Here is a 21,272-nt window from a genome sequence, read left to right as displayed (position 1 = left end):
AGGAGGACCGGTGAGCGACAGCGCTACCGAGAGCGAGCCGCTACGCGGATTCGCCAGCGACAACAACGCCTCCGTACACCCGGAGATCATGGCGGCGCTGGCCGCCGCCAACAAGGGACATCAGCCGGCCTACGGCGAGGACGTCCACACCGCCCGGCTACGCGAGCTGATCAAAGGGCATTTCGGCGAGCGTGCCGAGGTCTATCCGGTCTTCAACGGCAGCGGCGCGAATGTGGTCGGGTTGCAGGCGATGTGCGACCGGTGGAGCGCCGTGATCTGCCCGGAGTCCGCGCACATCCACCTGGACGAGTGCGGCGCACCCGAGAAGGTGGCCGGGCTGAAAGTGATCCCGGTGCCCACTCCGGACGGCAAGCTGACGACGGAGTTGCTCGACCGGTACGCATGGGGCTTCGGCGATCAGCACCACGCCCAGCCCAAGGTCGTCTCCATCACCCAGAACACCGAACTCGGCACCCTCTACACGCCCGGTGAGATCGCGGCGATCGGCGCGCTGGCGCGTGAGCGCGGCATGCTGCTGCACGTGGACGGCGCCCGGCTGGCCAATGCGGCCGCCGCGCTCGACCTGCCGCCGCGCGCGTTCACCACTGACGCCGGGGTGGACGTGCTGTCGTTCGGCGGCACCAAGAACGGCCTGATGCTCGGTGAGGCGATCGTGGTGCTCGACCCGGACGCGGTGCGCGGCGTGCAGTACCTGCGCAAGGCCGCGTTGCAGCTGGCCTCCAAGATGCGGTACGTGTCGGCGCAGTTCGTCGCGCTGCTGGAAGGTGACCTGTGGCTACGCAACGCGCGGCACGCCAACGCGATGGCGGCCCGGCTGGCCACGGCCGTCGCCCGGGTGCCGGGTGTCGAGATCGTACGGCCGGTCCAGGCCAACGCCGTCTTCGCCATACTGCCTCGGGAGGTCACCGAGCGGCTGCAGAAACGCTTCCGCTTCCACACCTGGGACGAGCGCACGGGCGAGGTCCGTTGGATGTGCTCGTTCGACACCACCGAGGCCGACGTGGACGCCTTCGCGACGGCGATCGCTCAGGAAATGGCCGCCCAGGACGCGTTCCCGGAAACCGCGGGCAACCGAGCACGATGATGAAACACCGGACGGGACGGCACACGTAGTGTCGTCCCGTCCGGGCATCCGCCAGGAGGTCTCATGCGCATAACGCCATGGGCGAGCATACCTCTGGCACACCGAATTCCGAAACGAAAAAGCTCAGCCGCGCAGCGTGGTGACCGTGACCAGCGAGGGTTGGATGAATGCCCCGTAGACCTCGATCGACACCCCTCCGGTCGGGGTTTCGGTGGCCCATCGGGCGTGCTCGGTGATCCCGTCGCCGAGCAGCGCTTTCGCTCCGGGCGACCATGCGACGGCTACCTGGCTCAGCGCCGGTCCGAGGTTCAGGTTCGCGATCGCCGCGGATTCACCGTTGTCGAAGTAGACCTCCGTGCCGCCGGGGAACGGATTCACCGCGACCGCCGAGGCACTCGCCCCGCCGAACGCCGCTGCCGAACCTCCCGCTACGAGCGCGACCAAGACCGTCATGACCCGTCGACGCATCCGAATCCCCTTTTCGTGTAAACGCACTGACCACGCGGCCAGTCATGTCACCCTTGCCGAGCAGGCAGCGTTCGGCAATTCGATGTGAGGCCAATCACATATACCCTATGACGTGCGCACCGCGGCATCGAATGCCCGCACATTGTCTGCAGCCCATTCGGCGAAAGTTCGCGCCCGCCCGAGTATCCGCCGCACGTCGTCGGTGACGATCGCGTTATGTCCCGCACGCACATAGGCTTGCCCCGCAAGCGCACCGTCCGCGAATTCGGCGGACATTCCGGACGCCAGCATATGTTGCCGCGCTTCGTTTTCCGGAATGTCCGCAACCTCCACCGTGCGGCCGGTCACCGTAGCCAAAGTGGCGGCCAAATCGTGCGTGGTGAGCAATTCCGGCCCGGTGAGGGTGTAGATCCGGCCCGCGTGCTCGGCGGAAACCAGCGCTTCGGCAGCGACACCGGCAACGTCACGGGGATCGATCACACCTTGTGCGGCGAAGCCGGTCATATTCGGCACCGGCTGCCCGGCACGAATCGCGGCGGCCCAGCTCAAGGTGTTGGAGGCAAAAGAGCTGGGACGCAGAATCGTCCAGTCGACTCCGCTCTCGCGTGCGGCTTGCTCACCGGGCAAATGCCAGGTTCCGACCCGGCCGAGACCGGCATCGCCGGTGCCGATGGCGGAAAGTTTCACGATCCTGGCAACTTTCGCATCCCGCGCAGTGGCGATCAGCGCCCGATCGGCCTCCACATATTCCGGGCCCAGCACGCCGACGACGAACACGGCCTCCGCACCGGCCATCGCCTTCGCCATGGACGCGAGGTCGGTGTAATCGCCGCGCACCACTTCGACGCCTGCGGGCACCTCCGCCCGGTCCGGGTTCCGGGTGACGGCGCGAACCGATATCCCCCGCTCGCTCAACTGCCGGACGATTTCACTGCCGATGGTGCCGGTCGCACCCGTGATCACGATCATGTGGACCACGGTGCCGGGCGTTCGCGCAGGTCTCTAGGAAATTCCGGCACACCTGGCGTGGCCGCGACTGCCTACAGTGGATTCGGTGATCACCCTGCCGCGCGTCGTGACCGCCGATCTGGTCGAGACGTCCGAGCCCGCACCGGAGTCGCTGCGGCCGTGGCTGGTCGAACTCGGCCGCATCCCCACCGTGCTCGACCTCTCCGAGCCGTTCGCGCACATTCCGCACACGGCCACCACGATCGTGCTGCGCGCCGAACACGGGGATACCGGAGCCACCCGCGCCGCGCTCGTCGTCGGCCCGCAGACCAAGGCGAGCTACTCGCGCGCGAGCAAACCCGCAGGCTGTGTGCGCCTTCGACTCGCGCCGGGCGCCGTCCCCGCGCTGCTCGGAGTCCCTGCGGCGGACCTCACCGATCGCGTCGCGCGACTGGACGACCTGCCCGGCCCGGTCGCGCACCTCGCCGCCGAGCTGATCGAACTCGAGCACGACGAGGTCGTGCCGTACCTCGAGAACGAACTGCCGCGCCGCATCCCCGACGACCCGGCCCAGCGCGCCCACCGCCGACTGCTCGCCACCGCCGTAGCCACCATCGCCGCCGCCCACCCGCTCCCCGTCCCGGAACTCGCCACACGCCTCTCCGTCAGCGAACGCCAGCTCCGCAACCTGTTCACCACCGGAATCGGCGTCTCCCCCAAACACTTCGCCCGCATCGACCGCGTCCGGCGCGTCTTGTCCCGAGCCGAAGACACACCGTGGGCCGACATCGCGGCAGGAACCGGCTACTACGACCAGTCCCACATGACAGCCGATTTCCGCAGCCTGATGGGCGTGCCGCCGACGTCGTTCCTCCGAGGAGACGTGCCCGCCCCTTCTCCGTGCCGCGCACTCACACGCTTCCGCTGATCGAGGCGACCGAGCACGGCGCAACACGAGCAGTTGCCGAACTGTGTCCACCACCTCTCTCGACATCGCACGGAAGCCGTGCGATGCTTATTCGAAAGATTCGAAACATCTTGCGGAATTTTCGCTTGATGTGCGAATGGAGGCGCAGACATGACCACGGCGATCGAAGCGCGGACGTTCGTGCCGGAACACACTGAAACATTGCCTTCACTGCTGGACTTCCTGATCGCGCACGCCATCTCGCAGGGTCCGGGTCCCTCAGTGCGCTATGCGCTGGTCGGTGCGAGCGAAAGCGATCGGATAGAACTCCCACCCGAAGTACACGAGGCACTGGTGCAGGTGGTCACGGCGATGCAGGCGGGTAAAGCCGTGACTGTCGCGCCGCGCAGCATGACACTGACCTCGCAGCAAGCGGCCGACCTGCTGGGCGTCAGCCGGCCGACGGTCATCAAACTGATCGAGCGCGGTGAACTGCCTGCCGAGCGCATCGGTTCCCGTCACCGTCTGCGGCTGGACGACGTACTGGAGTACCAGGAAGCGCGCAAGGTAAGGCAGTACGAGGCGATCGCAGCGAGCACCGTCGATATCGACGCCGAGGACGATCCCGACGCGGTGCGAGCGCGGCTGAAGGAGGCACGCCGTGCTGTGGCGGCGCGGCGACGAGCGCAGAACTGAGAGAATCACCGTGTGTTCGCGGTAGTGCTCGACACCTGTGTGCTCTATCCCAGCTTGCAGCGGGACTTCCTGCTGTCGCTCGCCGTGGAGAGCTTGTACCGGCCGCTATGGTCGGACCGGATCCTCGAAGAGGTCGAGTACACCGAAACGGCCAAACTCGTTGAGCAGGGCGAGGTTCAAGGCGAAGCCGAGCGGCGGGCACAGCGTCTCGTCGCAGCGATGCGAGCAGCGTTCGACGATGCCTTGGTGCGGAACTGGGAACCTCATGAGGGAACCTTCGGGCTTCCCGATCCCGACGATGAGCACGTGCTCGCCGCCGCCGTAGTCGGCGGAGCAGGCGCGATCATCACCAGCAATGTGAAGGATTTCCCGGATACCCGGGTGCCGAGTCACATTCAGGTGATCGAACCAGCGCCATTCGCGGCGGACACGGTCTCGACTGCCCCTGAGACAGCACTTCGCGCATTGACGAGCCTGAGCCTGCGGTACCGCAACCCGCCCCAATCGGTAGACGAACTGCTGAACATCCTTGAGAAACGCTACGCCATGACCGAAGCCGTCGAAATGATGCGCTACGTTAGCTGATCTCACCGGCTCGCGCTCACTCGTTGCCGCTAGCAGGGCGCGAACGATAGCAATACAAGCGTTCACAAGGGAGGCGGGGCAAGCCGTGTGCGCCGTCCGGGAGGAGCTCCACCGCGTCGGGGTAATGGGTATGCCGCCATTCCCGCGCGAAGGTCATCGCTGCCGTGGCGCATGCGGCGTAATCCATTCGCAGTCCGTGTAGGAATACGCTCACGTGAACGTCGTTCGATGGGTTCATGGATGAATCGCCACACATCACCCACCCGATCCCGGTGTGGATGTCGCGCAATCGCTCCCGACTTCGGCGGCGTTCGTTTCGGTGCGGCGGAAGTATCGGTAGTCGTCGCGGCTGGCTATCACCGCCGCGACGAGCGTCGCGCACGATGAGTAGTCGCATTCGTAGTGCAGCTCCAGCGCCTTTCTGGCATTCGCGGGGCTGGATACCGGCCAGTGTGGGTTGTCATGCGCGCGCCGGAACCGCAACTCATCGACACGGAGGAACCGCCGAGCGCGCAATTCGTCATCCGACACGAGTTGTTCCCCGCCTGTGCCGAGTATGCGGCATCTGGTCTGCCCAGGCCCGGACGGCTTCGACTACGAACCTGCCTGACGGGCGGAAGGCGTTGCGTGGCGGCACTATCCAGTACCTGATTGCGCCTACCGCAGCGGTTGGCGAAGGCAGCGCGATCGTGGCTCCCGTCCGCGCGACCGCCACGTCCAGTCGGAACAGTTCGGCGAACAACCGCACGTCATCGGGCAGATCGGGCTGGATGAGGAAGGTCCAGCGGCCCGAACGCGGATGTCCCACAATCGGCCCCAACGGGACGCTTCTGTTCTGCATGTGCGCCTTCACCGCCTGCCCCAGGCGAATGGGCATCGTCATCGCCCACACCGACCCCGCTCGCATGACGATCCGCCCGAGTTCCGGCGGGTCGACCACAGCGGGCAGATCGCACTCCCGCCGGTAGAACCGGCACCGCGACCACGGTGTATCTCCACGCGTTTCCATCTGCAACCCCCAACTCACACACGATTCGGACCGGCCTCCACAAGGCGCTGCGTAGTAGTCTCGAATGAATAGATCAGGCGCGGAATCGGTTTGCAGTCCACAAGCGTCCACAGAAGCGGGGGTGCGTCGGCTCGATGGAGAATCCTGGATTTCTGCTCAGAACGGCCCGGCTGAGCCGAGGCGTCAGCCTTGCCGCACTCGCGGCGAAGATCAACTACAGTAAGTCGCTGCTCGGAATGTTGGAGCACGGGCAGCGCGACGTGAAGCAAGAGCACATCCTCGGCTACTCGCGAGCACTGAACATTCCGATAAGCGCTCTCATGGCACCGTCACCGGACCCGGTCCGAGTCGCACACGAATGGCTGGTGGGCGATTCCGCACCCAAGACGCATTCCTCCACTGGTCGGCGCATCGGGAATGCACTGGCGACCGAAATGGAACGGCGTGTGGTCGAGCTGCGACATCTGGATGACAAGGTGGGCGGCGAGGACTTGTTCCCGCTGGTATTGCGGGAGTTCGAAAGCGCGCGAAAAGTCATCGCGGAATGCAGCTATTCCGAACGAGTGGGCAAGCGGCTGTTGACAGTCGCGGGTGAACTCGCACAACTCGCCGGGTGGGTAGCCAGCGACGCAGGTAGGTACGGCGACGCACAACGTCTGTATCTGAGCGGCGCGTCGGCCGCCGACGACGCCGGAGACCGCGTGTTGACCGCGCAACTTCTGTCGAGCCTGAGCTATCAAATCGCCAATGTCGGAAATCCTAGCGAGGCAACGTTGCTCGCGCGTACCGCTGTAAAGGGAGCGGCAGGTGCACCTCCAGTAGTCCGATCCTTGCTCACGGATCGCCTGGCCTGGGCATGCGCACGCTCGCGTGATCGCGAGGGAGCCGAACGAGCGCTCGACGCGGTCGACGAGTCGTATGAGCGCAGGTCACCGGATCTTCCGGAGCCTGAATGGGTGTACTGGATGGACCGCAGCGAGATAGACGTGATGGCAGGCAGGTGCTTCGTGGAGCTGGGCGAACCGACCAAGGCGAGCCCCCTGCTCTCCCGTGCGATCGGGCAACTATCGGCCGACCGAGTTCGTGAAGTCGCCTTGTATCGCACCTGGCTCGCGGAGTCTTTCCTGAAGAAGCGTGAACTCGACGCAGCGCGCGCCACCATCCGAGAGGCGGAGGCAGCCGCCGCGACGGCACACTCGGCACGGTTGGATCGGCGGATTGCCGAAGTCCGGGGAATGCTGACCTGAATGAGCGCCCGTCGCGACTACTACCGAGATCCACACGCCCCGAGAGCGAACACCCTGGTCCCCGGTGGCTCCGCCCTGATCATCGACGGCACCGGGGCGATCCTCATGCAGCGGCGAGCCGACTCCGGCAACTGGTCCCTACCGGGCGGCACCATGGAAATCGGCGAGACCCTCGAGCAGTGTGTGATTCGCGAGACCAAAGAAGAAACGGGCCTCGACATCGAGATCACCAGCCTCCTGGGCATCTACACCGATCCAGAGCATGTCATCGCGTATTCCGATGGTGAAGTGCGGCAGGAATTCAACATCACCTATTACGCCCGTGTCGTCGGCGGCCACTTGACGGTCAGCGACGAATCCACCGACGTGCGGTTCCTGCACCCGGAACAGCTCCGACACGAACCGATCCACGAAACCGTTCGTCTCCGCTTGCGCCACCACTCCGAAGGACGCACGCAGCCCTATCTGGGCTGAGCCAGCCACCGAACCGCCTCGAAACCGTTGTTACGACCGGCTCGACGAGGTCATGGAGCAGACGCGCTCGACCATGCCGCCAGGCATGTCACCCTCGCCGAGCAATCAGCGTTCTGCACTTCGCTGGCCGATTACCGATCGACGTACGCGGCCATCCGTGCCCGAAACACGGGTGGTGCGAACGTTTCCGCGTGGGCGCGGACGATGCGCGGGTCGTAGTGAGTGGCGTCGAAGTCGGCCATTGCCGCGGCCAGGCGGGCGACGACGTCCGGATCAGCGCCCGGAGCGATGTGTTCGCCGGTCGTGCCCGGTCGTACCGTGTCGAGCGCGCCGCCCGCGCCGATGGCGATCACCGGGGTACCGCAGGCCATGGCTTCGACCGGGACGATGCCGAAGTCTTCCACGCCGGGCATGAGCAGGGCGCGGCAGCGTTGGTACATATCCCGCAGGACGTCGGTAGAGGTAGCGCCCAGAAAAGTTGTCTCGGGTCCGGCGAGAGCTTCGAGCTGAGGCCGGAAACGACCGGCGCCCAGCACGACCAGCCGTACGCCGGCGAGTTGCGCGGCTCGTATGGCGAGATCGGCGCGTTTGTAGGGAACGAGGCGACCGGCGCAGAGAAAGAAGTCCTCCCGGGCACGTGTGGGATCGGGGGTGAAACGGTCGACATCGACGGGGGGATTGATCACGGTGGCGGTCAGGCCCCACCAGTCGCGGATCCGGTCGGCGACGGCGGTCGAGTTGGCGATCACCCGGGTCAGGCGCGGCGCGGCTCGTAGTTCGGTGCGGCGGGCCAGTGCGCCCAGGGCGCCGAGGGCGAACTGACCGGCCCGTCCGCCTGCTTCGCGGATGCGAAACTCTCGATCCCAGGCCCATCGCGCGGGGCTGTGCACATAGGCGATCACGGGCGCGTCGGTGGCCAATGCGGCCTGAGTGGCGAACGAGTGGTGGCTGACGACCACGGCGTCATAGTCCCGCAAAGGCATACGACGTAGGGAGCGGGGAACGAACGGCAGCAGAGGGGCGTGCCGACCGCGGGTCGCTGTGTGGGCACGGGAGAGCCAGGTGTCGTGGACATGCCGGACGGGCGGACGGATTCCGTCCGGCGTGACGATCGGGGCGTAGATGTCCGCGCCGGGCCAGGTGCGGGCGAACTCGCCCACGACGGCTTCGGATCCGCCGAATTCGGTGAACCGTTCGTGGACGATGGCGATGCGAGGTGTGGTCATCGAGATGTGCTCGTTTCGATCTGCCGCGGCGCGGCGGTGCGGCGAATCGCGGGAGCGACCGATCGTCCGCGCAGCAGTCCATCGACGGTGCCGCGTTCGAGGGCGGTCCGGTACACCTGGGCCGCGGCCGCGCAAGCCGACAGGGTGGCGGCGATCGCGTCGTGGTCGTGTGCCGCCGAGGTGACGAAGGATTGCCCGAGTACTCCGCGTTGAAGCAGTTCTTGCAGGAACAATGTGCGGAATGCCTGGCACGGGTTCCCGTGGGAATCGAGGGTTTCGAAGATCAGGCAGGAGGAGCGACCGCGGACCCGGAGGTGATCGCCGATGCCGAGTTCGGTGGCCAGCGCGGTGAACCCGGTCGCCAGTGCGGCGCCGGCCGCTTCCATTCGGGCGATCGGGTCGCCGGTCCGGTAGGCCGCGGCGACCGCGCGGAAGGCCGCCAGCCCGCTGGTTTCCGGTCCGTGCGTGGTGGACAGCAGAAACACGCGGTCGGCGTCGGTGCGCAGACCGCCCCGCTCCAGGTACTCGCGCCGTCCGGCAAGCGCCGATATGGGGAATCCGTTACCCATGGCCTTGCCCCAGCAGGACAGGTCGGGAGTTACGCCGTAGACGGACTGTGCGCCGCCCGCGGCCCAGCGAAATCCGGTGATCATCTCGTCGAACACCAGCAGGGTGCCGTGCCGGTCGCACAGGGCGCGCACGGCTTGGAGATAGCCGGGCTCGGGTTCCGCGGTCGCGGTGGCCGCCTCCATGACGACCGCGGCCACGGTGTCGCCCGCCAGGACCGCGGCGAGGGCGTCGGCGTCGTTGTAGGGAAACCGGACGGTTTCGACGCCGACATGAGCGGGGATGCCCGCCGACATCGGTGTCGTAGCGATGAACCAGTCGTCGACCGAGAAGAACGGCTGCTCGCAGACGGCGATCCGCTGGCGACCGGACACGGCCCTGGCCAGCCGTACGGCGGCGGTCGTGGCATCGGAGCCGTTCTTGGCGAACTTGACCATGTCCGCACCAGGAACCAGATCCAGGAAGTCCTCGGCCGCGAGCAGCTCCAGCTCGGTCGGCCTGCTGAAGTTCACTCCGTCGGCGATCGTGGTCGTCACGGCGTCGAGAACCGGTGCGAAGGCATGGCCGAGGGTGACCGAACGCAGTCCCATCCCGTATTCGACGTACTGGTTGCCGTCGGCATCCCAGACTCGGCATCCGTTGCCGCGCACCAATATCGGCGCCATCTGCTCGGGGTATTGATCGGCTCCGCGGGCGTAGGTGTGAGCGCCGCCCGGCACCAGCTCGTGCAGCCGACGCTGCAGCGCATTGCTGCGGGCGAACCCGTGGTGCGGTGGGAGGCCGGGGTGCAGAGTCATCTGGTGCTCCGTATGCGGTGCGGGCAGGATACCGGCGGAAGCCGTACAGCAGGCCGGTGCCGGTGAAGCGTCGGACGGGGATACGCTCCGGCGTCGAGGAGGTCGCGGGACCGGCCGGAGGTGTTGGGGTCCTGCGCCGGGGCGCGCCCGGTCGCCGAAGTCACGGGACCGGCTCCCCACGGACCGGCGCGTCATCCGGGGCAGCCGTGCGGGCCGGATGACTGTACGCCCAGAGGTCGTGATCGCCGCGGGGTCCGAAGACATCGAGGTGCCCGCGCATCCGCCCCTCCTCGGCGAACCCGGCCGCGGCGACCGCAGCCGCTGCGGCGACGTCGGATACCGGGATCGCGATGGCGACGCGGAGAATCTCCAGCCGTTCGGTCGCATGGCGCACCAGCAGGCGGAGCACGCTCGCGCGGGTTTCCGGGCGAGCCGACGCGTCGGTCCAGACGCTGAGCCGGATGTTGCGATCGAACATGTCCAGCCCGTGCAGCCGGGCTTCGCCGACGAAGCGGCCGTCGTCGAGGATCGTCAGCGTCAGCCCTGGCCCGGAACGCAGGCCTGCCCTGGCTTCGGCGAGTTCGGCCAGCCAGTGGCGCAGGGAATGTCGGCGCAGCCACGCGGCCGGTGACATGTGCGGATCACGTGCCAGCGTCGCCCGGTTGCGGATACGGGCCGCGCGGCGCTGCCGGAAGTCGGAGACACGGCGTGACCGCACCAGCACCCCGGCGCGGTCATCGGAGTCGGAGAGGGCGACGGCGGCGCTGCCCCGTAACCACCTGAACACCCGGCGCAATCGGGAAAGCTGGTACCGCAGACGCGCGGCTGCGATGCTCACGCGGGGCGGCCCGTGCGGGACAGCGGGGGCGGCGGGCAGTTGTGTCGTCGTCGGGTGGATGCGCTGCCGGGCCAGGTAGACGGCGGTGAACCCGCGGTCGGGCCGATCGGGGCGGGTCACCGCCCACAGCTCGTGGTCGCGGCGTGCGCCACCGGCATCGAAATAGGCGGTCATCCGGGCTTCGTACCGCAGGCCCGCCGTGGCTGCGGCCTTGGCCGCGGCGATGTTGCCGGGTGCGATCGGTGCGGTGATTCGCATGAGGCCGAGATTGTCGAAACCGAAGTCCGCCATCATGGTCAGGGCGAGAGCGCCGATACCGCCGCGCGCGACCGCGGAGCTGATCCAGATGCCGAGTTCGGCGCTGCCCGCCGCCGCGTCGATCGAGGCAAGTTCGACCTGTCCGGCGAACCGGCCGGCCACCTCGATGACCATGCTCACCCGCCGCACGGCGCGTGCCTCGGCCCAGTTGTCGAGGCATTCCCGCACCCAGTGGCGGGCGGTGTGGCGGTCGGGCCAGTCCTGATCCGAGCTGACCCAGTAGGGCTCCATGATCGCGCGATCACGGAGCCGGATCCGCCGCCACTCAGCGAAGTCGTCGAAGCGCGGCGGCCGCAACCGCACCGGCGTTCCGAGGGGACCGGTGATGGTCGGCTGCGCTTCGATACGGCGGTATTGTCGTCGGGTCATCCGCCGGGACGCTTCCTGCCGAGCGCGACCGTGCCGAGCTTTCCGTCGTCGGAGACCGTGAGCCGCCAGTAGCCGCCGTCGGGCGCCTTGAGCACCGGACCGTTGTCGGCGCGCTCGCAGACCCAGGTTCCATCGGCGGTCACCGCGGCGCGGACGGCGCCGTCGCTGCTCTGCGCCTGGAACACGTCCGCGCCGTGCGGGCTCGCTTGGGACACCACGGTGCCGGTGAAGCGCGGAGTGCGCATGCCCTTGCGGCCGATGACGTTCCAGCCGACCGGAAACGTCTCGACGGGAATGTCGTCGGTGATCCCCGAGATCAATCCGACCGCGGTGCCTTCGGGACAGCCGACCGGATCCACGCGCACCGGGATGCCCGGCGGCTGCGTCTCCGCGTCGAAGATCACGTTCGCCAGATACGGCTGTCGGCAGTAATTCAGTTCGATCCCGACCGAACGGGCCGCGACCTTCGCGTTGACCATGCCGAACTGCGCCGGCCCGCCGCGCCCGTTCTCGCCGACCGACACGGCGACCTCGGCTCCTTCGAACCACACGTTGGTCAGCCACCAGTCGTTGGCGGCGCCGTCGACCCGCAGGTGCCGGTCGGTGGTGAGCGGGTTCTGGTCGGAGACGAATTCGACGTTGGTGAGTGCCAGCCCGGCGTTGTGGTCGTTGCCGGTGCCGAGGACGCCGGTGTGGTTACTGGTGAACTTCGAGGAGGTGACGTAGTTCTGGATACAGGATGTGGTCAGTCCGATCCCGAAATTGTTGATGTCGCAGTTGATGAAGGCGGTGCCGCCGGTGTTGTCGCGCAACACGACGCCGCGCTGGGTCAGGTACCGCGGATGGTTGTCGCTGAGGTGATTGCCGCGCAGTACCACCGCGTCGAAGGAGCAGCGAAAGCATTCCGACAGGTCGACCGCCGTCGAGCCGGGACCTGTGGTGTAGATGCCCAGCCTGGCGAAACGGACCCGGCTGCGCTTGCGCAGCCGCACCAGCGTGCCCTCGCCCGCGTAGACGATCGTGGTGACGTCGGCGCCGTCACCGAGAATCGTGGCGTAGTCCGGCAGATCGGGCATCGACTCGACCCGGTAGTGCCCGGCGGGCAGGTAGAGCACCAGCGGCCCGTCCGGGTTCTTGGCCACGGCTGCGGCCAAAGCCTTGGTGTCGTCGGCGATACCGTCTCCGACGGCTCCGAAGTCCCGGACGTTACGTGCCGCGGGCGCATCGGTGGTGGGCGACCGGAACTGCGGGTCGTCCGGCTCGGCTGTGGTGCAAGCGGCGGTGATCGGAAGTACTGCCGCCGCACCCAAAGTCGCGGCGAGCAAGCGGCGCCGCCGGAGAATGTCGTCGCTCATACCCTCAACCATCCCACCAGTCGGTCCGCCGCCGATCCGGGCGCGTGGTAGCCGACCACGCCGGTCGGCCCGGCCGTGCCGAACGCGGTCAGGGCGGTACGCAGCTGCGGTTCGGTGAGGCTGCCGAGATCGGCGACGCCGAGGACGGCATCGGACAACGGCGCGACGGCGACCGCGTCGGCGGCACGACTGACCGGTGCGGTCTCGATGATCACGCGGTAATAGCGCTCGCGCAGATCGGCGATGAGATGGGCGAAGTGTTCCGAGGCGATCAGGTCGGACGTATCCGGCTCGATGTGCCCGATCGGCAGCACCGCGACCCCGGTCCCGCCCCAGTCCTCGGTGATCGCCCGGTCCAGCGGTACACCGCCGCGCAGCAGCGTCGTGAGGCCTGGACCGGGCACCGTGCCGGAGCTTCCGTCGCCGGAGGTGTCGGCGTCGACGAGGATCACCGGATGACCGGCATCGGCGAAGGCCAGCGCCAGGGTGTTCGCCACCTTTGATTGTGATCGGTCGGTGAGGCTGGTGCATTCGATGATCTGGGCGCCCCGCAGGTGATTACGCAGTCGCCGGGCCGCCTCGGAGGTGGATTCTCCGTGGTCGAAGGCGGCGACCACCGGGACCGGCGCGACCTCGGCGAGGTTGCTACTGGTGCGAATACGCCGGTCGGTGCGTTCGCGCAGAAATGCGGCCGCGAAGCCGAGCAGCAGTCCACCGAACAAGCCCATGGCGACGAACCGGCTCGTGCCGGGGCCTGCCGGAGCGGCCGGTAGCCGGGCACGGTCGACGACCGAGACGCGGGCGGCGGGAGCAGCGCCTGTTTCGATCGATTCGAGACTGTCGACCAGAGCCCGGAACTGAGCGACCGTGGCGTCGGTGAGATCACGCGCCCGCTGCGCGGTGGGCGCGGAGACCGCGATCTCCAGGATCGTGCTTGCGGGCGGCGACGAGGCGGTGATCCGGCCGCGGAACTCGTCCGGCGATTCCGTCAGCCCTTGGTCGTGGACGACTCGCTCAGCTACCGCGGCGCTGGTGGCCAGTTCGAGATAGGACCGCACGCGCTGCTGGGCCGCCAGGCCGCCCTGGTAGGAGTCGTTGACCGAGGTGCCGGTGGCCATCGAGACGTACATCGTGCTGCTGGCCACGTACGTCACGGCGCGGGACGAGGCGTACCAGGCGCCGGCCACCGTGACGGTCAGCGCGATGGCGGCGATCAGCACCCACCGCCGCCGGACGATATGCCAGATATCGATCAAACCCATGAACTGCGACCTCATGTCTTCGTAACTGCTGAAGCGTGCGCCGGTGACGGGAGCGGCGTCGGGCGGCGGCGAAATTCCGTGACGATCAGATGGACGAACCAGGCGAGCACGGCCGACTGGGCGAACTTGCCGAGATTCTCGAAACTGCCGAGAATCCCGCGTTCGAACAGGGTGGAGGCGCCGGTGATCGCGAGCCCCAGCACGAGGACCGGGAAGAACCGCGAATACAGTGAGCGCTCCCACGCGAGCAGCAGCGCGAAGGTGAACACGACGGCGACGAACACGCCTGCCTCGCCGCCGAGCAAATAGCCTTCGTTCACGTTGCCCTCCGCGAGGGACACCGACACGGTGCTCATGTCCACCGACGCGCCACGCACGTCGTTCGCCCAGGCCGTACCGGATTGGAGCTTCTCGATACCGAGTACCTGCGCCGGGATCAGGCTCAGGCTCGCGTGGTGGAGAACCTCGCCGGGCGACAGCCAGCCCCCTGGACCGACGAAGTAGGCGTCGGTGGCGGCTTCGAGCAGGTCGAAGCGACGCAGGATACTCAGGAACGGCCGGACGTTCTCCGGGTAGCGGGAGTCGACGACGGTGGCGTCGAGCGCGGCCGTGCCGGAGTTCTTGAACGACTGCAGCCAGCCGAATCCGGCGACGCCGAGCACGCCGATCAGCGCCACGCCGATCGTGGTGCGCCGGTTCCAGCCGAGCATCGAAAACCGCACGGCCAGCGCGAGTGCGGCGGCGAGGATCGGTGTCTTGGATTGCACGGCCGACGACCAGTACAGCTCGCCCGCGAACAGCGCGCCGAGCACCAGGGCCGTGGTCTGTGGCCGTGCGGGCCGGAGGAAGACGATCATCCCGAGCGCCGCGATCCCGGCGAATGTGGCGACGAAGCTGAGCAGGGGGTTGCCGCTGCTGACCTCACCGGCCGCACCCAGCGATCCGGTGGCCACCGATGCCGCCCGACCCAACAGTCCGAGCGCATAGAGCACGATCAGCGTCGGGATCACGTCAGGGTTTTCGACCGCGGCCGGGACGGTGCTCGGGGGGTGCCGCCGCCGCCAGAGCGCGTAACCGATGACCAGTAGCGCGTAACACCACAAGCCGAACACCACGTGGTCGAGCACCAGACCGATCCCGCGGTCGTATCCCAGTCCGGCCAGCCGGGGGTCGGAGATGTTGTCGCCGTAGTGCGGGTCGGGCCGCACCGCGAGCAGCACCAGCGGCCGCGCCACGTAGGACAGCGACCAGAACAGGGCCTGCGCGATGAAGAACACGCGGGCGATGCCGGGAACCCACAGCGCGGCCGTCGCGACCGTGACCAGCGCGGCCGCGACGGCGGCTATATCGGTGTAGGCGTTCAGTTCCCGACCTCCGCGGCGAGGCCGACGATCTGCCTGGCACGATCCACGTAACGATGCCCCGCGGCGGTGATCCGCCGGTGCCCGGCCGCCGCGACCTCGGCCGCCCGCTCCGGGTGGGCGGCCACCCAATCGAGAATCGATACCAGTTCGTCGGTGCCGTCGAACAGGAAGCACTCGACGGTGTCGCGCAACAGCTCGGCGTGTTCGCCGGTGCGTTCACCGACGAACAATCCACCGGCCGCGGGCACCTCGAAGGTACGGCAGGTGTGGGTGTCGCGGTTGGCGGAGTTGAGCAGCACCAGATTGGCTGTCACCTCGGCGACCGCCGCGGAGTAATCCGGACCGTACACCGCGCCGCCGACGACGGCGCGGGTGGCGCGCAACTCAGGAACGCGGCGCCAGCCGGGGCCGCGGACCAGCAGGCGCGGTCCGTAACGGCGAGCCAGCGACACCAGTTCGGCGCGTCGGTCGGGTCGGCACACTCCGATGAAACCGACCAGATGATCACCCGCGCCTCGGCGCGCCGCCGGATGATGCCAGGCCGGGTCGTAAGCGCTGAGCACGAAGCGCGCGGCACGGGCGCCACGCGCCAGCAACTCCGGCACGTTGTGCTGTTTGGTGGTGACGATGAGGTCCCAGCCGGGTTCGGCGGCCAGGTAGGCATCGGTCAGGTTCTCGGGATTGGACACGTCGTCGGGGCTGTAGTGCACATGCAATGCGGCGGGGATGTCGAGCAGTCGCTGCTGGTCCAGATGGATCCCCTTGAACACGAACAGCATCTCGGGCCGGAATGTGGCAGCGTTTCGTTCGATCCTGGCGTGTACCCGTTCGACCGTGCGCCGGTCGCGCCGACCGGTCGCCTTCGCGTACACCCACGGCGGCGACAGCCTGGCCGGAAGGGTCACCGGTGTGGAGTCGACCACGAGCACGTCGTGGCCGGCCTGACGAAAGCCGTCGGCCAGCGAACGCGCGTTGCTGCCGAGCCAGTCGTCGCCGACGAACAGGATTCTCATGTTCGGATTTCCTTCCGGGGCACGATCGGCAGGGGCACGGTGTCGGCTTCGGCCCGGTCGCGGCGCGTCAGGAAGCGCACCCGCAGCAGATGCCAGCTGGCGACGGTGATTTCGGCCACCAGCAGGCCGTAGACCAGGGTGTGTACCGAGCGGGTCCGCACGGTCAGCACGAGTGCGCCTGCGGCGACCAGAGTCCCCAGCAGCGCGCCGATCAGGACGCCGGTGGTGTCCTGGCGCACCGGCAGGATGGCCGTGGTGATGAAGGAGGTGACCGTCGTGGCGGGCAGAATCAGCACCTCGATCCGCAACAGGCCGGTGGACGCGGCGAACTCGGTACCGAAGACCAGCCGGATGAGCAGTGGCGCGGCCAGCCAGATGCCGACCGAAGCGAGCGCGGCGACGGCGACCGTCACGGCCAGCGCCTGGAGACTGTGCCGCCAGAACCCGCGATCGTCGCCGCGCCGGGCCATCCGTGGCAGCAGCGCGAAGCCGATGGCGTCGAGCAGTGATTGGACCGCGCGCACGAGGCGGTCGCCCGCCGAGTACAGCCCCAGCGAGACGGCGTCGAGCACGGTCGAGTACAGCGTCGCCGCGCCCTGACCGTAGCCGGTGACCAGCAATCGGGAGACGAACACCGGCACGCTGCGGCGCAGCACGACCCCGTAGTAGCGAGGACGGGTCGGCGACCCGTACCGGCGCCAGGCGTCCCACCAGGTCAACGCCACCGTCGGCACGGAGGACAGCAGTAAGCACAGCAGGGCGATGTGCGAGTTCGGTAGCTGGGGAAGCAAACCGACCAGCAGCCCGAGATAGCACAGCCGGCCGATGGTCTGATACGCGGTGGAGGTGCCGAATCGTCCCTCACCGATCAGCAGCCAGTCCTCCGACAGGGACCAGAAGCCACCGACGAACAGCCCGAGCAGCACCATCTGCGCTGCTTCCGGCACGCGCACGGCCGAGGCTACGGCGAGCGCGACACCGAACAGCGTCGCCGTGGTGAGCCGGATGGCCAGATAGTCGCCGCGCAGCTGGTTGATCTCCCGCAAGCGAGTGTCCTTGCGCGCGTTGATCTCCGGCACGCGGGCGGACAGGAACTGCGTGACTCCCAGATCCACGACGAGCGAGCCGATGAAGTAGGCCGACATGCCGATGGCGAGCAGGCCGAGGCCGTTGGCGCCGAGCACCCGGGCGATCAACGGCACCGTCACGACCGTGACGATGTACTGACCGTATCTGCCGAAACTCACCAGGGCGATGTCGCCGAGCACCTCGAACCGGCTCGGCTTGCTGTGCGCGCCACCACCTCCTGGCCCGCGCGCCCCGTCGGCGCGCCGGTGCACCCCGCCGGGGCGCGGGGGCAGTTCGACCCGGGGGAAGACGTCGGTGGTGAGCGTGGCCAGGTAATCGGGTTCGGTCACGGCGGCGCCACCTCGTCGAGAAAACGGGTGACCACATGTGCCGTGGCGCGGATGTCGAAGTCGCGCGCGCGGTCGGCGCCCGCGGCGGCGATCCGGGCGCGTGCGGCTGGATCGCCGAGCAGTTCGGTGAGAGCCGTGGTGAGGGCGGCTTCGTCACCGGCAGGCACCAATCGGCCGGTACGCCCGTCGTCGATGATCTCGGCCGGGCCGCCGGGCACCGTCGCGATCACCGCGCAGCCCGCGGCCATACCCTCCACGACCACCTGCCCGAACGGCTCGGGCAGTACCGAGCAGTGCACGAGCACGTCGGCCTCGGCGAGGTACCGGTCCGGGTCGTCGACGTGACCGGTGAAGGTCACGGCCAGACCGAGTTCGTCGGCGAGTCGTTCCAGGTACTGCTGGAACGGCTGTTCATCGAAGAACGTCCCGCCGACGAGGTACACCGCGGATGGCGGGGTCGGCACCGCCGCCAGGGCTCGCAGGAAGACGTCCTGACCCTTCCAAGGGCTCAGCCGTCCCACGACGACCACGACCGCCTCGGCGGCCACGCGGCCGCGCGGCGACGGCGGTGCGGCAGGCAGGGCGACGCCCGGATAGGCGACGGCCGCCGGGACACGCGCGGGCAGCGTGGCACGGGTGCCGTGACTGTTGGCGAGCACTCCCCGGCAGACCAGGGCGGCCAGCAGCCGGATCATGGTGGCCGGGAGCAAGCCGAAGTAGTCCCGGGACACCCGGTCGTGGACCTGCCAGACGAGCGGCACCCGCGCGCGGCGGGCCGCGACCGCCCCCAGCACGAGCGCTTTGCTGCTCTCCGCGACCAATACCCGAGCGCGCAGCTCGCGGACCGCTCCGCCGACCGTCCAGCCCAGCCGCAGCAGCGCGAGAAACCCGGTGATCAGCCGCAACGGGCCGGATCCTGTGGTCATCGCCCGGCTGTCGAATCGGCCTGTCACGACACGAGTCTCGATCCCCGCGTCGCGGGCGCGGGCCAGCACCGGGCCGTCCTCGGTGCACACCAGCGCCACTTCGGTGCCCTGCGTCCGCAGCGCGCGCAGCAGCCGCAGGGTGGCCAATTCGGCCCCGGAGGGCGCGGCGGTGTGGCCGAGGAAGACGGCGGGTCCGCTCATGCGAGCTCCCGGTACAGCGCCGCGTGCCGCCGGGCGGCGACATGCCAGCTGAAAGTCTCCGCGTGGGCGCGGCATTGCGCCGGTGTGGGCCGACAGCCCGCGATCGCCGCGCTGATCCGAGCCGCGAGCGCGGTGGGGTCGCCGGGCGGCACGATCAGCGACGGATCCAGGCCCTGCACGGCGTCGGGCAAACCACCGCACCGGGTGACCACCGGCGCCCGGCCCGCGGCGAGCGACTCGAGGGCGATCAGGCCGAATCCCTCCAGGGCTATGGTCGGCACCACCGTGAGTGCGGCGGAGGTGTAGCGGGCGGCCAGCTCATGGTCGGGAATCCGGCCGGTGAACTCGACACTGCCGTCGAGCCCACCCTCGGTGGCTCCGCGCCGGAGATCCGCCTCGGCGCTGCCGGTTCCGACGATGACCAGACGAGCCTCCGGGTGTTCGGCGAGCACCGCGGGCCAGGCGCGCAGCAACACATCGATCCCCATCCGGCGCTCCAGCCGACGCACACAGAGCACGACCGGCGCAGACGCGGGGACCGGGGCGGGGCGGAACCGTGTGAGATCGACCCCGGGCGCGATCACCTCGATACGATCGGGCGCGATGCGGTAATCGTCGCACAGCACGTTGCGGAAGTGTTCCGAGAGCACAACGAAACGATCCGCGCAAACGTATCGCATACGTTCGATGAGGTATTTGGCGAAGGCTGCGACGGGATGCTGTCCGTGCATTCGACTTTCCGCTGCCCACGGGCCGTGGAAATGCACGACGAGTGGTAGCCGGCGACCACGCCGGTCCCGGGCGCACGGGCCGTAGAGGCAGAAGTGGCGATCCACGACCGTGCCGGGGTCCAATGCGTCGCGAGCGCAGAACGCGGTGCGGGCGCGGCGCAGGGTGGACCCGCCGACCGGCCCCCAGGATCGGGCTCCGGCATGCGTCCGGTCGGGCAGGCCGAATGCCGCGGCCGACATCGAAATCCCTGGGATGTCCGATAAAGCGCCGTGCAAGTCCGTGAAATATCGGCCCAGGCCGCCGGGCGCGGCGCCGAACCATTCCGATCCGGTCATGTGCACCTTCACCGCGCCGGACGCACTCGTCATGACCCGATCCCTTCGTCCCGTTCGCCGCACCGTGAAGTCGTCCGCCGAACTCGTTCACGGCCGGAAAGTATAAGGCTGCACACCGGATTCATCCTGGTCGCGCAGAGGTGCGGTAACCGATATCCAGCACTGGGAATTCCGAATGCAGATGCCAACTCGCGGTGAAATGTGGCATAGTTTCGGCAATTACGAGGCAATGTCCGATCGCGATTCTGACAAAGGGGCGGCTTGGGATGCGGAAACTGTCGGTGTGCGTGCCGGCCTACAACGCGGAACGAACTCTTTCCGCGACCCTGGACTCGGTGCTGGCCCAAGATCTCGATTTCGAAGTCGTGATCCTCGACAACGCGAGCACCGACCGCACCGGTGACATCGCGCGAGCGCGGCGCGATCCGCGCGTGCGTGTGCTGCGCAACGATCGGGTACTGCCGATCGGCGCCAATTGGGACCGGGCGATCCGGGAGTCCACCGGGGACCTCGTGAAGGTGGTCTGCGCCGACGACATCCTGCGTCCCGGCGCCCTCACCGCGCAGGCGGCGGAGTTCGACGACGACGCGATCGCGTTGTGCGCGGGCAGGTTCGACGTGATCGACGAGGCGGGCGACATCCTCGAGACGGGGCTGGGGCTGCCGCAGCTGGTCGGCAGGCACGGCAGCCGCCATCTGGCCCGGATGATCGTGCGTCGCGGACCGGCCGACTTCGGCCCCACGGCGGCCGCCATGTTCCGGCGTACCGACTACGACGCCGTCGGCGGACTGCGCGGCGACCTGGTGTTCCCGATGGATGTGGACCTGTTCGCCCGGGTCGGCAGCCGCGGCGCTTTCGTCGGGCTCGGCGACATCGTCGCCGCGTGGCGGAACTCCTCGTTCAACCTGTGCAGTCGCACCTCGACCCGTAGCAAGCTCACCGAGCAGCTGCGATTCCATCATCGCCTGGGCACCGATCACCCGGATCTCGTGCGTCCGGCCGACGTGCTGGCCGGTGATCTGCGCCTGGTCCGGGCGTTGGGGACGCGGCTGCGGGTGCGCGCGCGGGCCACGGTCGGCCGCTGAGCACGATCGCGGTTGCTTCTGTCGGGT

At 68.2% G+C, this 21,272-nt stretch carries 20 protein-coding genes; 7 read left to right on the top strand and 13 right to left on the bottom strand.

What is annotated here, in order from left to right; translation table 11 throughout:
- Positions 1-10: 10 nt before the first annotated feature.
- On the top strand, positions 11-1,105 hold the full coding sequence (locus ACWEO7_RS19225) for a threonine aldolase family protein (RefSeq protein ID WP_452424904.1): 1,095 nt from the start codon (positions 11-13) through the stop codon (positions 1,103-1,105).
- A 123-nt stretch (positions 1,106-1,228) separates the two neighbouring features.
- On the opposite strand, the gene ACWEO7_RS19220 is transcribed toward ACWEO7_RS19225, so the two are convergent.
- Together ACWEO7_RS19220 and ACWEO7_RS19215 are read right to left on the bottom strand one after the other, a co-directional pair.
- Complete coding sequence (locus ACWEO7_RS19220; RefSeq protein ID WP_450016854.1) at positions 1,229-1,573, bottom strand: hypothetical protein; 345 nt, start codon at positions 1,571-1,573, stop codon at positions 1,229-1,231.
- 105 nt (positions 1,574-1,678) lie between these two features.
- Positions 1,679-2,542, bottom strand: coding sequence for an SDR family NAD(P)-dependent oxidoreductase (locus tag ACWEO7_RS19215; RefSeq protein WP_452424902.1), 864 nt, complete (start codon positions 2,540-2,542; stop codon positions 1,679-1,681).
- 85 nt (positions 2,543-2,627) lie between these two features.
- Between ACWEO7_RS19215 and ACWEO7_RS19210 the strand changes: the two genes are divergently transcribed.
- The 3 genes from ACWEO7_RS19210 (at position 2,628) to ACWEO7_RS19200 (ending at position 4,709) form a co-directional block, all read left to right on the top strand.
- Positions 2,628-3,449, top strand: coding sequence for a helix-turn-helix domain-containing protein (locus ACWEO7_RS19210; RefSeq protein WP_452424900.1), 822 nt, complete (start codon positions 2,628-2,630; stop codon positions 3,447-3,449).
- A 150-nt stretch (positions 3,450-3,599) separates the two neighbouring features.
- Positions 3,600-4,124: a helix-turn-helix domain-containing protein gene (locus tag ACWEO7_RS19205; RefSeq protein ID WP_452424898.1), complete on the top strand. Its 525-nt coding sequence runs from the start codon at positions 3,600-3,602 to the stop codon at positions 4,122-4,124.
- A 12-nt stretch (positions 4,125-4,136) separates the two neighbouring features.
- Positions 4,137-4,709: a PIN domain-containing protein gene (locus ACWEO7_RS19200; protein ID WP_452424896.1), complete on the top strand. Its 573-nt coding sequence runs from the start codon at positions 4,137-4,139 to the stop codon at positions 4,707-4,709.
- A gap of 255 nt (positions 4,710-4,964) precedes the next feature.
- Here the strand turns inward: ACWEO7_RS19200 and ACWEO7_RS19195 are convergent, their stop codons facing one another.
- Positions 4,965-5,240, bottom strand: coding sequence for a hypothetical protein (locus tag ACWEO7_RS19195; RefSeq protein ID WP_452424894.1), 276 nt, complete (start codon positions 5,238-5,240; stop codon positions 4,965-4,967).
- 612 nt (positions 5,241-5,852) lie between these two features.
- Here ACWEO7_RS19195 and ACWEO7_RS19190 point away from each other — a divergent pair.
- Positions 5,853-6,965 carry a helix-turn-helix domain-containing protein gene (locus ACWEO7_RS19190; RefSeq protein WP_452424893.1) on the top strand — a complete coding sequence of 371 codons (1,113 nt, stop codon included), beginning with the start codon at positions 5,853-5,855 and terminating at the stop codon, positions 6,963-6,965.
- Complete coding sequence (locus ACWEO7_RS19185) at positions 6,966-7,439, top strand: NUDIX domain-containing protein (protein WP_452424891.1); 474 nt, start codon at positions 6,966-6,968, stop codon at positions 7,437-7,439.
- A 131-nt stretch (positions 7,440-7,570) separates the two neighbouring features.
- Here the strand turns inward: ACWEO7_RS19185 and ACWEO7_RS19180 are convergent, their stop codons facing one another.
- The 10 genes from ACWEO7_RS19180 to ACWEO7_RS19135 form a co-directional block, all read right to left on the bottom strand.
- Positions 7,571-8,665, bottom strand: a complete 1,095-nt coding sequence (locus ACWEO7_RS19180) for a glycosyltransferase (RefSeq protein ID WP_452424889.1) — start codon at positions 8,663-8,665, stop codon at positions 7,571-7,573.
- Complete coding sequence (locus ACWEO7_RS19175; protein ID WP_397076980.1) at positions 8,662-10,029, bottom strand: glutamate-1-semialdehyde 2,1-aminomutase; 1,368 nt, start codon at positions 10,027-10,029, stop codon at positions 8,662-8,664. Before ACWEO7_RS19175 ends, ACWEO7_RS19180 begins: the two co-directional genes overlap by 4 nt.
- A gap of 160 nt (positions 10,030-10,189) precedes the next feature.
- Positions 10,190-11,554 carry a GNAT family N-acetyltransferase gene (locus tag ACWEO7_RS19170; protein WP_452424887.1) on the bottom strand — a complete coding sequence of 455 codons (1,365 nt, stop codon included), beginning with the start codon at positions 11,552-11,554 and terminating at the stop codon, positions 10,190-10,192.
- Complete coding sequence (locus tag ACWEO7_RS19165) at positions 11,551-12,909, bottom strand: glycosyl hydrolase family 28-related protein (RefSeq protein WP_452424885.1); 1,359 nt, start codon at positions 12,907-12,909, stop codon at positions 11,551-11,553. The genes ACWEO7_RS19170 and ACWEO7_RS19165 overlap by 4 nt, the downstream gene beginning before the upstream one ends.
- Positions 12,906-14,171 (bottom strand): Wzz/FepE/Etk N-terminal domain-containing protein, encoded by a 1,266-nt coding sequence (locus tag ACWEO7_RS19160; protein ID WP_452424883.1) that lies wholly within the window; start codon positions 14,169-14,171, stop codon positions 12,906-12,908. Before ACWEO7_RS19160 ends, ACWEO7_RS19165 begins: the two co-directional genes overlap by 4 nt.
- An 11-nt stretch (positions 14,172-14,182) precedes the next feature.
- Positions 14,183-15,448, bottom strand: coding sequence for a hypothetical protein (locus ACWEO7_RS19155; RefSeq protein ID WP_452424882.1), 1,266 nt, complete (start codon positions 15,446-15,448; stop codon positions 14,183-14,185).
- Positions 15,449-15,531: 83 nt separating this feature from the next.
- Entirely contained in the window at positions 15,532-16,548 is a 1,017-nt protein-coding gene (locus tag ACWEO7_RS19150) for a CgeB family protein (protein WP_452424880.1), read from the bottom strand.
- Positions 16,545-17,816, bottom strand: coding sequence for a lipopolysaccharide biosynthesis protein (locus ACWEO7_RS19145; protein ID WP_452424943.1), 1,272 nt, complete (start codon positions 17,814-17,816; stop codon positions 16,545-16,547). The genes ACWEO7_RS19150 and ACWEO7_RS19145 overlap by 4 nt, the downstream gene beginning before the upstream one ends.
- Positions 17,817-17,962: 146 nt before the next feature.
- The gene (locus ACWEO7_RS19140; RefSeq protein WP_452424878.1) at positions 17,963-19,093 is read right to left on the bottom strand and encodes a glycosyltransferase family 4 protein; all 1,131 of its coding nucleotides are present in this window, start codon (positions 19,091-19,093) and stop codon (positions 17,963-17,965) included.
- Positions 19,090-20,166: a glycosyltransferase family 4 protein gene (locus tag ACWEO7_RS19135; RefSeq protein ID WP_452424941.1), complete on the bottom strand. Its 1,077-nt coding sequence runs from the start codon at positions 20,164-20,166 to the stop codon at positions 19,090-19,092. The genes ACWEO7_RS19140 and ACWEO7_RS19135 overlap by 4 nt, the downstream gene beginning before the upstream one ends.
- Positions 20,167-20,426: 260 nt before the next feature.
- On the opposite strand from ACWEO7_RS19135, the gene ACWEO7_RS19130 reads away from it, so the two are divergent.
- A complete protein-coding gene (locus tag ACWEO7_RS19130) occupies positions 20,427-21,245 on the top strand; it encodes a glycosyltransferase family 2 protein (RefSeq protein WP_452424876.1) in 819 nt (272 codons plus the stop codon).
- Positions 21,246-21,272 lie beyond the last annotated feature (27 nt).

The organism is Nocardia sp. NPDC004260 (genome assembly GCF_053603155.1).
This window is presented reverse-complemented; position numbering and strand designations above follow the sequence as displayed.

Coding starts and splice junctions, on each gene's coding strand:
- ACWEO7_RS19175 (WP_397076980.1), bottom strand. CDS start 10,029: ATGACTCTGCACCCCGGCCTCCCACCGCACCACGGGTTCGCCCGCAGC.
- ACWEO7_RS19185 (WP_452424891.1), top strand. CDS start 6,966: ATGAGCGCCCGTCGCGACTACTACCGAGATCCACACGCCCCGAGAGCG.
- ACWEO7_RS19140 (WP_452424878.1), bottom strand. CDS start 19,093: ATGAGCGGACCCGCCGTCTTCCTCGGCCACACCGCCGCGCCCTCCGGG.
- ACWEO7_RS19205 (WP_452424898.1), top strand. CDS start 3,600: ATGACCACGGCGATCGAAGCGCGGACGTTCGTGCCGGAACACACTGAA.
- ACWEO7_RS19170 (WP_452424887.1), bottom strand. CDS start 11,554: ATGACCCGACGACAATACCGCCGTATCGAAGCGCAGCCGACCATCACC.
- ACWEO7_RS19165 (WP_452424885.1), bottom strand. CDS start 12,909: ATGAGCGACGACATTCTCCGGCGGCGCCGCTTGCTCGCCGCGACTTTG.
- ACWEO7_RS19180 (WP_452424889.1), bottom strand. CDS start 8,665: ATGACCACACCTCGCATCGCCATCGTCCACGAACGGTTCACCGAATTC.
- ACWEO7_RS19220 (WP_450016854.1), bottom strand. CDS start 1,573: ATGCGTCGACGGGTCATGACGGTCTTGGTCGCGCTCGTAGCGGGAGGT.
- ACWEO7_RS19150 (WP_452424880.1), bottom strand. CDS start 16,548: ATGAGAATCCTGTTCGTCGGCGACGACTGGCTCGGCAGCAACGCGCGT.
- ACWEO7_RS19160 (WP_452424883.1), bottom strand. CDS start 14,171: ATGGGTTTGATCGATATCTGGCATATCGTCCGGCGGCGGTGGGTGCTG.
- ACWEO7_RS19190 (WP_452424893.1), top strand. CDS start 5,853: ATGGAGAATCCTGGATTTCTGCTCAGAACGGCCCGGCTGAGCCGAGGC.
- ACWEO7_RS19215 (WP_452424902.1), bottom strand. CDS start 2,542: ATGATCGTGATCACGGGTGCGACCGGCACCATCGGCAGTGAAATCGTC.
- ACWEO7_RS19130 (WP_452424876.1), top strand. CDS start 20,427: ATGCGGAAACTGTCGGTGTGCGTGCCGGCCTACAACGCGGAACGAACT.